At 63.4% G+C, this 12,422-nt stretch carries 15 protein-coding genes and 1 tRNA gene; 9 read left to right on the plus strand and 7 right to left on the minus strand.

What is annotated here, in order from left to right:
- The first annotated feature begins 309 nt into the window (after window positions 1–309).
- Window positions 310–386: transfer RNA gene (locus tag NRB20_RS22220), tRNA-Pro, on the plus strand.
- A gap of 225 nt (window positions 387–611) precedes the next feature.
- Here the strand turns inward: NRB20_RS22220 and NRB20_RS22225 are convergent.
- The 4 genes from NRB20_RS22225 to NRB20_RS22240 all read right to left on the minus strand — a co-directional run bounded on the left by NRB20_RS22225 (window position 612) and on the right by NRB20_RS22240 (window position 3,430).
- Complete coding sequence (locus tag NRB20_RS22225) at window positions 612–839, minus strand: hypothetical protein (RefSeq protein WP_153412147.1); 228 nt, start codon at window positions 837–839, stop codon at window positions 612–614.
- Between the two features lie 921 nt (window positions 840–1,760).
- Window positions 1,761–2,384, minus strand: coding sequence for an AAA family ATPase (locus NRB20_RS22230; protein ID WP_227833781.1), 624 nt, complete (start codon window positions 2,382–2,384; stop codon window positions 1,761–1,763).
- A gap of 84 nt (window positions 2,385–2,468) precedes the next feature.
- Window positions 2,469–3,008: a 3'-5' exonuclease gene (locus tag NRB20_RS22235; RefSeq protein WP_153412151.1), complete on the minus strand. Its 540-nt coding sequence runs from the start codon at window positions 3,006–3,008 to the stop codon at window positions 2,469–2,471.
- Window positions 3,005–3,430 carry a hypothetical protein gene (locus NRB20_RS22240; protein WP_153412153.1) on the minus strand — a complete coding sequence of 142 codons (426 nt, stop codon included), beginning with the start codon at window positions 3,428–3,430 and terminating at the stop codon, window positions 3,005–3,007. Before NRB20_RS22240 ends, NRB20_RS22235 begins: the two co-directional genes overlap by 4 nt.
- Before the next feature lie 71 nt (window positions 3,431–3,501).
- Between NRB20_RS22240 and NRB20_RS38325 the strand changes: the two genes are divergently transcribed.
- Window positions 3,502–3,822, plus strand: coding sequence for a transposase (locus tag NRB20_RS38325; protein ID WP_319945262.1), 321 nt, complete (start codon window positions 3,502–3,504; stop codon window positions 3,820–3,822).
- Window positions 3,819–4,706, plus strand: coding sequence for an IS3 family transposase (locus NRB20_RS22245; RefSeq protein WP_319945263.1), 888 nt, complete (start codon window positions 3,819–3,821; stop codon window positions 4,704–4,706). Before NRB20_RS38325 ends, NRB20_RS22245 begins: the two co-directional genes overlap by 4 nt.
- On the opposite strand, the gene NRB20_RS37665 is transcribed toward NRB20_RS22245, so the two are convergent.
- The gene (locus tag NRB20_RS37665; RefSeq protein WP_194289965.1) at window positions 4,687–5,586 is read right to left on the minus strand and encodes a hypothetical protein; all 900 of its coding nucleotides are present in this window, start codon (window positions 5,584–5,586) and stop codon (window positions 4,687–4,689) included. The genes NRB20_RS22245 and NRB20_RS37665 overlap by 20 nt on opposite strands.
- Before the next feature lie 27 nt (window positions 5,587–5,613).
- On the opposite strand from NRB20_RS37665, the gene NRB20_RS22255 reads away from it, so the two are divergent.
- The 5 genes from NRB20_RS22255 to NRB20_RS22275 all read left to right on the plus strand — a co-directional run bounded on the left by NRB20_RS22255 (window position 5,614) and on the right by NRB20_RS22275 (window position 9,181).
- Window positions 5,614–6,399 carry a helix-turn-helix transcriptional regulator gene (locus NRB20_RS22255; protein ID WP_194289966.1) on the plus strand — a complete coding sequence of 262 codons (786 nt, stop codon included), beginning with the start codon at window positions 5,614–5,616 and terminating at the stop codon, window positions 6,397–6,399.
- Window positions 6,400–6,418: 19 nt separating this feature from the next.
- A complete protein-coding gene (locus NRB20_RS39650; protein WP_194289967.1) occupies window positions 6,419–6,652 on the plus strand; it encodes a CYTH domain-containing protein in 234 nt (77 codons plus the stop codon).
- 92 nt (window positions 6,653–6,744) lie between these two features.
- Window positions 6,745–8,076 carry an IS256 family transposase gene (locus NRB20_RS22265; RefSeq protein ID WP_153412159.1) on the plus strand — a complete coding sequence of 444 codons (1,332 nt, stop codon included), beginning with the start codon at window positions 6,745–6,747 and terminating at the stop codon, window positions 8,074–8,076.
- Window positions 8,077–8,265: 189 nt separating this feature from the next.
- Window positions 8,266–8,508 carry a hypothetical protein gene (locus tag NRB20_RS22270; protein WP_153412161.1) on the plus strand — a complete coding sequence of 81 codons (243 nt, stop codon included), beginning with the start codon at window positions 8,266–8,268 and terminating at the stop codon, window positions 8,506–8,508.
- A gap of 319 nt (window positions 8,509–8,827) precedes the next feature.
- Window positions 8,828–9,181 (plus strand): DUF4870 domain-containing protein, encoded by a 354-nt coding sequence (locus NRB20_RS22275; protein ID WP_227833766.1) that lies wholly within the window; start codon window positions 8,828–8,830, stop codon window positions 9,179–9,181.
- 153 nt (window positions 9,182–9,334) lie between these two features.
- On the opposite strand, the gene NRB20_RS22280 is transcribed toward NRB20_RS22275, so the two are convergent.
- Window positions 9,335–10,255: an MBL fold metallo-hydrolase gene (locus NRB20_RS22280; RefSeq protein ID WP_153412165.1), complete on the minus strand. Its 921-nt coding sequence runs from the start codon at window positions 10,253–10,255 to the stop codon at window positions 9,335–9,337.
- A 144-nt stretch (window positions 10,256–10,399) separates the two neighbouring features.
- On the opposite strand from NRB20_RS22280, the gene NRB20_RS22285 reads away from it, so the two are divergent.
- Complete coding sequence (locus tag NRB20_RS22285) at window positions 10,400–11,362, plus strand: glycoside hydrolase family 43 protein (protein WP_227833767.1); 963 nt, start codon at window positions 10,400–10,402, stop codon at window positions 11,360–11,362.
- Window positions 11,363–11,496: 134 nt separating this feature from the next.
- On the opposite strand, the gene NRB20_RS22290 is transcribed toward NRB20_RS22285, so the two are convergent.
- Entirely contained in the window at window positions 11,497–12,393 is an 897-nt protein-coding gene (locus tag NRB20_RS22290) for an alpha/beta fold hydrolase (RefSeq protein WP_319945264.1), read from the minus strand.
- Between the last annotated feature and the right edge of the window lie 29 nt (window positions 12,394–12,422).

The following is a 12,422-nucleotide window of genomic DNA, read 5'->3' on the forward strand; positions in this document are numbered from 1 at the left end:
GCCGAAAACGACCGGCCACCGCGAACCACACTCACGTGCCCTATCACCGGCGACAACGAATCCAACTCACCGCCAACGGAATTACGGCGACTCACCCCCGCCCTGCGAAGCACACGCCACTACCAACTCCGACACCAACGTCCCCCGCCAATCGAACACAACCGCCCCCACCCCACCAGACATCGCCATACCTCCACCCTATCGATCACCCCCATCCCATCCCCCGAACCACGCCCACTACCCCCAGGTAGGGCCTCGATTTGGTCCAACCGGGGGGTCGTGCGGTAATCTCTTCGAGCACCGCAAACACGGGCTGTGGCGCAGCTTGGTAGCGCACCTGACTGGGGGTCAGGTGGTCGCAGGTTCAAATCCTGTCAGCCCGACCAGCAAACCTCTCTCCGACCGACGCCGGAGAGAGGTTCTCCTTTCTCGCGACCTGCAGTTGGGGAATGCTGTGGCGATCGCAGGTGAGTCGTGAGCAGGTTGCCGTCATTCTGGAGTGCATCGAGTCGGGCATCGACTCGGTGTCGAAATCGATGACGAGGTTCCCCATTGCGGGTCGGTTGCCATCGAGTACTTGCGACTCATGTCAGCGCCTCCTGTGGGTTCATCTATAGGTACGGCGCGCCGTGGTGTCGGGCGACCTGCTCGATGTTGACCAGGATGCCGTCGGGGATCGGTTCGACCACCTCATCTGGGCCTTCCTCCATGCTGATCGCGCGTACTCCGCGCCAGTGTCCCGGCTCGCACCGGTATCCGATGCCACGCATGAACCGATCGGCCAACTGGTGCGGCGGCGCGTCGTACAGAGTGAAATCGTCGTCGCACCAGACCCTCACGATGTCGATGCCCCATCGTGCCCATGCGCCGCACGTCTCCGACCACGATCTGCGCTCGCACCGCGTCGTTGATGCTCAGACCGTTGTGAGCATGTTCTGTGATTCGTCCATCAGGATGCAGAAGCACGAAATCCACTGCCATGGTGGGGTTTCCTTTCGGTCGGAAAGAATTCCGCCCAATACTCGCTTCGAATCGCGTCCCACAGGTCCGATAGTTTCGGATACCGGTCACGCATATCTGCCAGGTCGGGGGCCGCAGCGAGTACGGACACCGAGAACAAAGGTGTGATCTCAGATTCGTTGCGCACCGAAAGTATTCGTACACAGTGGCGATCCAGGCTCCAATGCGCGACCCAGCCCACCGCTTCGGTACACCGATCGCTCATGCCGTGCTCCTCGAAAATGGTCAGTCGTCTTCGGCGCCAGTTGCTCTCGCGGTCACGGTCGGTCGGCCCAACTTCGAAAACTTGTGTAGGACAGCGCGAATCACCTGAACCGATGGTTCGCTGCAGATGTTCGGGCCGGATACTGAATGCGTGCCCTGGAGCCCGGTCTCGGGCGGGCGCACGGTTTCCAGGTCGAAGTCGTCACAGACCAGTGCCGACTCGTTGTCGACCTGCGCCAGGTCGTACACCACGATCGCAGTCGCATCGAGTCCGACCGCGGTGCCCAGCGCATATGCAATCGGGTCTGCGGCGTCCGATGGGAGGAGCACTATGTAGAGTGTCGGTACCCCAGCCTGAGTGCGTGCCGTTCGACTGCGAGAGCATGCCGGGACGCATCAGAGCCCGAAATGCCCCCGCGTATGAGTCCGACAGCTGTCGGCCTGCGGTTGCCGTCCGGGATATCGGGTTCTGCCGGTTGCATCCTCTCGCCACCAGTAACAGTCGATCGTATTGCGATTGAGGAGCGGACGGATGCTCACGCGGTAATGCTGGTAGGGCTTGGGAGCACTTCGTCGCCGAGTTGTGTGGCGACAAATCCGGTCGCCAAGGTCAGCGCAGCTTCGTGCCCGTCGGCAGCGAGCGGAAGCCATGGCAGTGCCAATTCGGTCATCACTGCGCCGACATGGCGATCGGCCAATTCCCGGAATTTCTGGTTGTCATCGCGAAACTTGTTGGTACCCAATGGAATACCAGGGTCAAGCCGAGTTCGGAAGACGAGATGGTAGCGGTCGCTGTGGGTGCGGGCCAGCATCTCCAGATATGCCGCGCCCTCCGGATCGCAGGCTTCGCCGCGATATTCGAGTGCGGCGCGGTAGTAGCCGAGTGCATCGGGGACGGCGCGGTCGACCAGGACCACGTCCCCGTGTAGCCATGCTTCGAGTTCGTTGCTGATCCCGCGCGTCATGATCCACAACGTCGAGGTCCACGTGTGGTTCCACAGGATCGGCAACCCCATACGCTGCGCTTGTTCCCCCAGATCCGCGACCGTGGAAACCTGCAAACCCGCCCGACGCAGCTCGTGGGCCAACCGGGCCAGGAACGTGCTCTTACCGGTGGGATGCGTACCCACCACCGCGATGGTGACGGGCTGATCGCTCATGTTCACCACAAACCTCCTTCGGGTTCGGGAACGGGACGGAACTCGGGAAGACCAGCCGCGGTGATCAATTCGGACCAGTCCAGGTCACCATCGGTGATCAGCGCGCACAGCAACTGCCACGCCGCCCAGGTTGTCGTATCCGGCGCGGTGATAGCCCTGTCCAGCAATAGAATTGGTGTCGAGTTCGCCGCGTTCGATGAGCTTGTCCAGGGCGTACGAGCCCAGCCCCGCCCACACTGTCTTGGCCAGCCGCAACGTGTCCAGGACCAGTGGCGGGTTCCAGTCCGGCAGATGCGCCGCCAGGACTCTGCGTTCGACAGTCGCGTTGTGGGCGACCAACACCCGCCCACACAAGGCTTCCTCGATCTCCTGGGCAACCTCGGCCCATGGTGGGCAATCCGCCAGATCGGCGTTGGTGATGCCATGGACCTTGCGCGTCACGATCGAGGACACCGGCTGCTGCGGCCGGATCAGCCACGACCGCAACGCATCCGGAGTCATCGGCCCGTCCACCAGCAACACCGCGATTTCGATGATCTCGGGCGGGTTCTGCCCATTACCTTCCACATCGACCACGGCCAATTGCCGCTCACGCAAAGCGTTCGGGAACGAAATCGAGGTCATGACAGCGTGTTCTCCCTTGTAGTGGGCCAGCCGAGATCGGCACGGCCGTGGCGGTGGTGGTGATGCGGCTTGTCGACGTCGTGGACCTGATACCCGTGGCCGTGTTGCAGGAAATAGCGACGCTGCTCGTCCAACCCGGCCACCACTACCGCACGATCATCGACCTCTACGAGAGTGCCGCCCAGGTCGGCGACCTGATCGGCGACATGCCGTTCCTCGGGCCGCCGCCACACCCGCGCACACCGCCGCTGCTGCGTCACCGGGCAGATATCGCACAGTTCCCGGATACCGAAATGACCGTTGTAATCGGCGATTCCGTGCACGTAGGCCACCGCGCAACTGGTCTTGCGGAACAACGGCGATCCCGAACGACCGCAGTCGGCAGCCTCGAGAATCCGCCGCTCCAACTCTTCCGGGAACATCTTGCGCCTGGACCGTTCCCGGTTCGGTGGACACGGGGTTGGAAGTCGCCCGGTAGTACGGGAGTTCGCAGGTGGGTTCGACGCGGCGTAGTTTCACCCAGGAGTACAGGGCCCAGGCGGTAGCATTCGTTCTGGAAGAGCGTCGGCCGGTGGCCGAGGTGGCACGCAATATCGGCGTGCACGAGATGACGTTGAGGAAATGGGTGAGGACGGCGAAGGAGTCCGGTGCCGGGGATGATCCCGGTGGCGGTGAATTGACCGGTTCGGAGCGGGCCGAGCTGGAGCGTTTGCGTGCGCGGGACAAAGAGTTGACGGCGGAGAACGCCGAGTTGAAGATGCAGGTCGCGTTCGCAAAAAAAGTTGCGACCTGGTTCGCGAAAGACCAGCGGTGAAATTCGCCGCGATCGCGGACTGGGCGGAATCCGGGGAATTCGATATCGACTTCATGTGCTGCGAGTTGGACGTGTCACGGTCGGGGTACTACAAGTGGCGCGGACGGGTGAGGTCGAGCCGGGAACGTGATGATTCGGCACTGACGACGCTGATCCGCGCGATCCACGACAAACTGCGGGGCAACCCGGGCGTGCGGCGCGTGCACGCCGCCCTGGCCGTGGCCGGCCATCGTGTGGGACGCAAGCGGGTGTGGCGGCTGATGCGGGCTGCCGGCCTGCAAGGAAGGCATCCGAAACCGTTCCGGCGCACCACGGTCCATGGGAACAGCCCGGTTGCGGCGCCGGACCTGATCGGCCGTGACTTCGCTGTCGGTGGGGGTGCCGGGCGCCGCTGGTGCGGCGACATCACCTACGTGAAGACGTGGGCCGGTTGGGCCTATATGGCGACGGTCATCGATCTGCACGACCGCTCGGTGGTCGGCTGGGCGGTCGCCGACCATATGCGCACCAGCCTGGTCACCGATGCGCTCGATATGGCTTTGGCCCGCCGGAAACCGGAGCCGGGAGTGATTTTCCACAGCGACCGCGGAACCCAGTACACGTCCAAAGAATTCGACGTCTACTGCCGCCGGAACAATATCCGGCGCTCCCTCGGCCGCACCGGCTCGTGCTTCGATAATGCCGTGTCGGAATCGCTGTTCGCGACCTATAAGAAGGAACTGATCCACACTCGCCCATGGCCGACACTCGACTCGGTGCGGCGGGCAACGTTCGACTGGATAGAGAACTACTACAACACTCACCGGAGGCACTCGGCACTGAATTATTTGACACCGCGGGAATATTCGTTAGGGTACAGGGAAATCAGTCAAATCGCGGCTTGATCCCATGTCCACCCAAACGGGGACACTCCAGCCGGGCACCGTCCGGATACGGCTCCGGCAAGCCGTTAGCCCGATAGTAGTCGCGGATCTGGTCCTTGAAGAACAGCCCGGTGAACACCGTCGCGTGCGCATGGTGGCTCAGCGCGAGCGCGCGGCGTAGATGCTCTTGCGAATCGTTGAGCCCCGGCACGATCGGCCGCCAATACAACACCACCCGATACCGATCCGCACGCTCGAACGCCGTCGTCAGCGACCGCACCGCGATCGCGGAGTCCACCGGCTCCACCCGAGGATCATCGATCCCCGAATATGTTACCAACACAGTAACTTTCAAATTCTCGAGCGAGTTCAGGACCACGCAGTCCTCCGGGGTGATCCGCCACCGGGTGATCACCAGAACATGATTGGTCAACCCCCGCACGTCCAAGAGTTTCAGCATGTTCAAGGTGTGTTGCTTGACCCGCGGCAACATCGGATCGGTAGCCCGATTCAACAACTGCACCGGCGTCACATGCGGCCGGAAGTACCGATGGCCCACCAACAACTCGGCGGCCTCCCGATCATCCATCAACGCACGCGGCACCTTCATCTCGAAGTTGTCGAACAGATGCCGCACGCAATACCCACAATCCAACGGGCACCCCACAATCCAGTTCACACTCAACCCGGACTTGCGGTACTCGATCACCTCCGACAATTCCGGCCGCAGCCTCGCCCGCTGTACCCCGTCCAGCAGCAGGACACCATGACACGTAGTCGTTCTCATCGCTTGCGCCTCCCACTCGATTCCAGGCCACCGGAATGCGGCGCCCACATCGAGGAAAACGCCACGCCCACAAGGCAAGTAAGGTGGCAACTCGCCGATCGGCCGACTTGCCACCCTCACCCGATGGGAGAGAATGGACCCATGAACAGGGGGCCGACGAACAACCCGATCACCGAACCCGCAACGCGCACAACTGTTGCCGACGAGCTGGCGCGCGAGATCAAGCGATTGCGGCTCGAGATCGGTCTCAGCCAACGCGCGCTGGCAGCCAAGATCGGGTACTCGAGGCAGTACGTCCCCATGGCCGAGTGGGAGAACAGCGACCTTCCCTCAGCCGAACTGATCCGCGCCATCGACACAGCTCTCTGCGCGGGTGGGGAGCTGATCGCGTTGCGTGCCAGGGCAGGATCTCGCCAACGAGCCGAAATCAGTACGACCTACCCCTCCCAGCACGAGGCGGCCAGAGAGATCCGTGACCTGACACTCGACGCCGACACGATCGACGTCATGGCAATCCGAGGGCTCGGCATTCTGGGGCTCAACGATTCATTACTGCGCGATTCGCTTCCGGCACAGGCAAAGCTTCGGGTGCTCTTGATGGATCCGGGATCCGACGCAGTAGCCACACGAGCCCAGGCGATCGGAGAGTCCGCCGAGTCCTTCGCAGCGGGTATAAAGCTATCGATCGCGCGCATCAAAGAACTGGCGGATGCGGGACGGCCGGTGGAGATCTACACCTATCGGCATGTGCCTGTATGGCGGATCATCAGGATCGATGCAGTTCTTTTCGTATCGGCATTCACCACGAATCGTGAGGGGCACACATCGCCGACACACCGCTTCGAGCCGAATGACCAAGGCGTTCTGCATCATGCGTTCGTCAGCACATTCGAACAGGCGGTATCGAACGCAACCCGAATCGTCTGAGTCGATTGGAGTGGGATTGATGATCGAAGCCGAGTACAAAGCAAGGCTGGCGAAACCTGATGCGGTTCGGGCGAAGCTCGCGGAACGCGCGGATCCCGACAACGTATCGTACCGAGATGTATATTTCGATACTGCGGATCACAGCCTCGTACGAACCGACCGAGAGTTTCGGTTGCGAACCATCAGCGGAACCAGCGGGACGCGTCACCTACTGACATTCAAGGACTCCGCCGTCGATGCGGTGGCGTCCTGATTCCGGTGTAAATCCGGCCTCGTGAAGACGAGGCCGGGCGTAGGTTCTGCTTCGAAAACCGCCAAGTCATCGAAGAGAATGGACCTACGCCCGTGCCTGCACGAGTATCGCCTATCGACCGCGTCCACGCCAAGATCGACGCATTATTCGCCTCCGACCGCGAGTTACCCGAGATCCTCGAGGAGGTCGCCCGCCTCGGCGCGCAACTGCTGATGCAGGCCGCACTCGAGGCCGAGGTGACCGAGTTCCTCGGCCGTGACCGCTACCAGCGCGCCGTAACCACCCCTGACGCGCAGCCGGGCTCCCGCAACGGGTTCGCGCCGGTGACGGTGAAAACCACTGCCGGCCCGGTGGTTCTGCAGCGGCCAAAGCTGCGCGGCACCACCGCCGCGTTCGCGTCCCGGCTGTTCGGCAAACACGTCACCCGCACCAACGCCCTGGAATCGCTGGTGATCGCGGGATTCGTGCGCGGATTGTCGGTCCGCGACGTGGAAGCCACCCTCGCCGACGCTCTCGGCGATCAGGCCGCGATCTCGAAATCGACTGTGTCGCAAGTCTGTCAGGCAATCAAGGCCGAGTACGAGCAGTGGTCCGCCCGCCGCCTCGACGACCTCGTGCTGGACTACCTGTTCCTGGATGCCTCGTTCTTCCGGATGCACCCCGGATCGCCGGCCGAGCCGATTCTGGCAGCCTGGGGCATCAGCATCGAAGGGAAACCCGTATTCGTCGGCCTGGCAACAGGTTCCGGTGAATCCACCGACGCCTGGACCGGGTTCCTGACCGACCTGCGCGACCGCGGCCTGGCATCCCCGCTGCTGGTCGTCTCCGACGGCGCCGCCGGCCTGATCGCCGCCGTCGAGCAGGTATTCCCCGCCGCGCTGCGCCAACGATGCCTGATCCACCGCCTGCGCAACGTGCTCGCCAAGATCCCCGTCGGCATGCAGGCCGAGATCCGCGACGGCTACTGGGCCTGCTTCGACACCGAGAAACTGCCCACCGCACCCGGCCCGAAGCTCGTCGAACTCATCGACACCCGGCTGGCCAAGTTCGAAAAGCGTTATGCCAGAGCATATCCCGCAGCGATGAAGATCCTCGCCACCGACCGCGATGGCCTGACCGCCTACCTGCGGTTCCCCACCGAGCACCACCACCGCATCCGGCACTCGAACTTCATCGAGCGCACCTTCGGCGAAACCCGCCGCCGCGCCAAGGTCATCGGCCGATTCCCCGGCGAAACCAGCTGCCTCGGGATCGTCTGGGCCGTGCTCGACCGCGCCTCCCGCGGCTGGCGCGGTGTCGCCATGACCCCCACCGGCCTGCGCCACCTCCAGGACCTGCGCCGCAGCCTGCTCCAACCACCCCGGCCACTGCGGACCCAGCCCTCCACCACCGAACCCGCCGAACCTGTCAGCGCCACCGCGTAACATCACCCACCGAAGCCGCAACCCACTGATTTACACCGGACTTCGGACGCGACCGTCGATGCCGCGACCGGTTCCAAACCTGAATTCGAGACCCTGGTTGGCGAGCGAAAGCCGCTGGAGGAGATCATCGAACGTCTCGGTTACATACCTGTCATCGAGTTGACCAAGCATTGCCAGAATTTCAGATTCGTGAGCGCGGGGCGCGATATGTTGGCGACAATCGTCACCGTGCCCGAGATTGCCGGTACGTTCGTCGAGCTGGAAACGCAAGCTGCCGAGCAGGACCTCCAGGAGGCGTTGGCCGATCTGCGGACAGTGCTGGCCGAACTCGATATATCCGAAGACGAATTGACGACCGAACTCTATACCGATGCTGTTGCAGAGGCTCGGAAGCGAGACGAAATGTCCACGCTCCCAGCAGATCCGCATTGAGATGTGCATGAGTCGTTCCATGACGCCAACGTCGACCGCGGTCCTCACCCGAGCGTCGACGCCCAACCACGTCGAGGTCCGAAAGCGCTGTGACAAGTCGCGAGGGCGGGCATCAGCGACACTCTGAACCGGTACTGGCCAACCCGACCCCCGCAAACCCCGCCGCAGCGCAGGGTTCGCTGAGTACACCGCAGACACACGTTCCAGAGGACAGCTGCGGGTTCGTGGTGAAAGTTGGGATCGGTAGGGGGTGGGTGGGGGGTGTACTCGGGGCATGACATCTTCTCAGTTTCCTGCGAATCAATCACAGCCTGGTGGCTTGGACAAGAAGACCAGTGCGATGCTGGCGTATGCGCTGGGGTGGCTCACCGGGATCATTTTTCTGTTTGTGGGGAAGGATGATCCTGATGTGAAATTCCATGCCTCGCAATCGATCGTCTTCTTCGGGGCCGTGTCGGTGGTCAATATTGTGTTGAGTGTGGTCGGCTCGTTGCTCGGCGTTTTCGGGATCATTTTCAGCCTTGTCGGGGTCGCCGTCGGGGTCTTCGCGGTTGTCGTTTGGGTCATGGCGATGGTTCAGGCGAACAACAGCGGTGGTGTGCGGGCGGGGCTGCCCATCGTCGGGAGGTTCACTGCGCCTTATGCCGATCGGTTGGCCGACTCGATCAGATAGCGGGGTATTCGAAGGCCCAGCTGGAGTTCGTCATCGATGCTGTCGGCCCGGCTGCTGGAGGCGACAGTCCGAAGGATCAACGGCCCGAGTTCATCTCGGGCCGTTGGGTTTTCGGCGTCGGAATGGAACGGGCGGCCTTCGGCAACCGACCGGTCACGGATGAACGCTGTGGTCGTGGCTGGGTTGGATGGTGACTCGATGCCGGATGGCGTGGAGGCGGTGGAGGGTTTGCCAGGCTGCGTCGCGGTCGGCGTCGGCCAGGAGGCCGGGGTAGGACGCCTTTTGGCGGAAGTGGTCGATTTGGGTGTGGCTCCAGATGGCGTCGCCTGCGAGGAGGGTTGGGCCGGTGGGGGTTTGGGCCAGGATACCGATGCTGGCGGGGGTATGGCCGGGGAGGTCCACGAGGGTTACGGAGTGGTCGCCGAAGAGGTCCAGGGTGCGGGAGAAGGTCAGGATCGGTGGGCCGTCGAGATCGTAGAGGGTTGTGGGTCTGTTGTGCAGGGCGGGGCGGACGCCGCCCTGGGGGGCGATGCGGTCGCTCGTCATCCAGGCGTGTTCGGGGCGGTGGAGGTGCACGGGGAGGCCGGGGAGGTCGAGCAGTCCGGCGACGTGGTCCCAGTGCAGGTGGGTGGGGAGGGCGAAATCAATGGTGGCGGGGTCGATTTCGGCGAGGGTGAGGGCCTGGCGGATGTCGATGACGTCGCGGCGGGGTTTGACGGCTATTCGCAGGATCCACGGCAGGTCGGCGACCGCGCGATCGATGACGCCCACGCAGACGCCCGGATCGACCAGGATGGTCGCCTCGGGGTGGCGGATGATGAAGGCATTGATCAGGTTGGGGGTCAGCGCGGGCCGCCAGACTCCTTCGGCGATACCGGGAGTCGGGACCATCCGTTCCCGCTGCGGCAGCGTGATGATCTCGACTGTCGTTGTGGCCGTGGGCAATCCGTGATCGGTCAGGGATGCCAGGAACCCGTGATCGGGACGCCGCGGACGGATGACACCGAGCGGCAGACCGCCGAACGCCCGGCAACATGTCACCAGGTTCGGTTTCGCGACCTCGACATCGCTCATCGGATACTCCTCCCCAGCTGATCACGCCGCCCAATCCCACACGGCACGTCGACTATACGATGTGGCGGGGTGATCGGCGGCGGGCGGGCATCGTCTGCCGGGAAGCATGTTACGACATCGACGATGAGGGGTAAGAGCGTTCGTATGACCGAGAATGCAGCCGCCGCGGGGGCGGGAACCACTGGGACGTTTCGTAATCCGCTCAATCCGGGGGCGGACCCGTTCCTGACCTACTACGACGGGAACTACTATCTGTCCACCACCCAGGGCGGCTCCTTACAGATCTGGAAGGCGGCCTCGCTGGCGGATCTTGCTGCGGCGCAGCCCAATACGGTGTGGACCGATACGACTCCGTCTCGCAATCAGGATATGTGGGCGGCGTGTTTCCGGCTGGTGCAAGGGAATTGGTACTTCTACTACACCGCCAGCGACGGCAGCAACGACGCCCATCGCATCTACGTGTTGAAGTCGTCGGGCTCGGATCCGTTGGGCCCGTACACATTCGTGGGTCAGCTCGGGGACGCCTGGGCGATCGATCCGGAGTTGCTGATCCTCGACGGCAAGTACTATCTGCTGTGGAGCGGGCCGACGAATCTGTTGCAGATCGCGCCGATGAGCGATCCGGTCACACTGTCCGGTCCGGCGGTGTACCTGCCGTCGGCGGGCGGATGCAGCGAGGTGCGGGAGGCGCCGGCGACGATCCAGCGCAACGGCACCACCTACCTGATCTACTCCACCTGCGACACGGGCAAACCGGACTATCAGCTGTGGATGCGCACCCTCCCGCCTGGTGCCGACCCGCTCAACCCCGACAATTGGACCCAGTCCCCCAGCGCCGTATTCAGCCGCAACGACGCCGCCAACGTCTTCGGCCCCGGCTCGAACAGCTTCTTCCAGAGCCCCGACGGCACCGAGGACTGGATCGCCTACCACGGCAAAACCACCAGCGAGTACACCTACGACGGCCGCACCACCCGCGCCCAGAAATTCACCTGGAACGCCGACGGCACACCGAATTTCGGCCAGCCGCTGTCCTTGGACACCGATATCGCCCTGCCATCGGGTGATCCCAAGAGCGCTGCCATCGCGGCTGCCGATCGGGTGTAGGAGGTCGAGCGGGCCGTGACCAGTCGCACGGCCCGCTCACGAATCTCGGTGGCCCCACGGAATCGAACACCGAAAGCGTTCCGGTGCACAGTCATTCGGGCTGCGATCGCCACCCGACCAATTCGGTTGTCCCGTCAGTCGGGAACGAGATCGTGGTCGTCCGGTACTTCCTGCTGGACCTCCGTCGGCTCCTGATCGCCGACGTGCCGGACAGGCGGCTGCGCGGCGATCTCCCCGGAGTGCCGTTCGAGAAACTCCCGCACGACGCTGTCGAAGACGTCGGGCGTCTCCATGCTGGGGGTGTGACCGGCTTCGGGGATGATCGCGAGTTGGGCGGCGGGAATCAGCGCGGCCAGTTCGGCAGCCAGGACGCCGCGGTCGAAGACGTCTTCCGCACCGGCGAGCACGAGAGTCGGAATATCCAGTGTGCGTGCGGTTTCGGTGTAGTCGGGGCGCGCCGCGCGGCCACGCAGGGCGGCCGCGGCGATCATCGGATGGGCGGCAGCCATCATGGCGCGAGCGTGGGCGGCGACTTCCGGACGCTCGTGCACGGTGCGTGCACTGAGCACCAATGGTAGGAATTCCTCCGCGTACTTGTGCACGCCCTCGGTTTCGAGCCGATCGGCCAGCGCCAGCCGACCGGCCACCACCTCCGGCGAATCGAGACCTGCGAAAGTATCGGAAAATACTGCCGCACTTGCCCTTTCGGGATTCTTCGTCAAGAGATCGAGGACCACCTGACCGCCCATCGAGTAACCGACCAGCACCGCCTGATCGATACCCCGGTCGTCCAGGACCGCGAGCACCGCACGAGACTGCATGCCCATCGCGATCGGCCCACCCGCCACCGCGCTGTCCCCGAAACCGACCATGTCGACGCAGATCACGCGGTAACCGATCGCGGTGAAGGACTCGATCTGTCTACGCCACATACGTCTGTCGAACAGGAAACCATGCACGAAGACCAGGGCGGGACCACTGCCGTCATCGGTGTATCCGACGGGACCGAATTCGGTGGCGAGTATCGACACGATCGGATCCGTTCAGATCTCGGACGGGT

Source organism: Nocardia macrotermitis, from assembly GCF_009604405.1.
In the GTDB taxonomy this organism is placed as follows: Bacteria; Actinomycetota; Actinomycetes; order Mycobacteriales; family Mycobacteriaceae; genus Nocardia; species Nocardia macrotermitis.

Coding starts and splice junctions, on each gene's coding strand:
- NRB20_RS22255 (WP_194289966.1), top strand. CDS start 5,614: ATGAACAGGGGGCCGACGAACAACCCGATCACCGAACCCGCAACGCGC.
- NRB20_RS39650 (WP_194289967.1), top strand. CDS start 6,419: ATGATCGAAGCCGAGTACAAAGCAAGGCTGGCGAAACCTGATGCGGTT.
- NRB20_RS22240 (WP_153412153.1), bottom strand. CDS start 3,430: ATGTTCCCGGAAGAGTTGGAGCGGCGGATTCTCGAGGCTGCCGACTGC.
- NRB20_RS22230 (WP_227833781.1), bottom strand. CDS start 2,384: ATGAGCGATCAGCCCGTCACCATCGCGGTGGTGGGTACGCATCCCACC.
- NRB20_RS22280 (WP_153412165.1), bottom strand. CDS start 10,255: ATGAGCGATGTCGAGGTCGCGAAACCGAACCTGGTGACATGTTGCCGG.
- NRB20_RS22285 (WP_227833767.1), top strand. CDS start 10,400: ATGACCGAGAATGCAGCCGCCGCGGGGGCGGGAACCACTGGGACGTTT.
- NRB20_RS22235 (WP_153412151.1), bottom strand. CDS start 3,008: ATGACCTCGATTTCGTTCCCGAACGCTTTGCGTGAGCGGCAATTGGCC.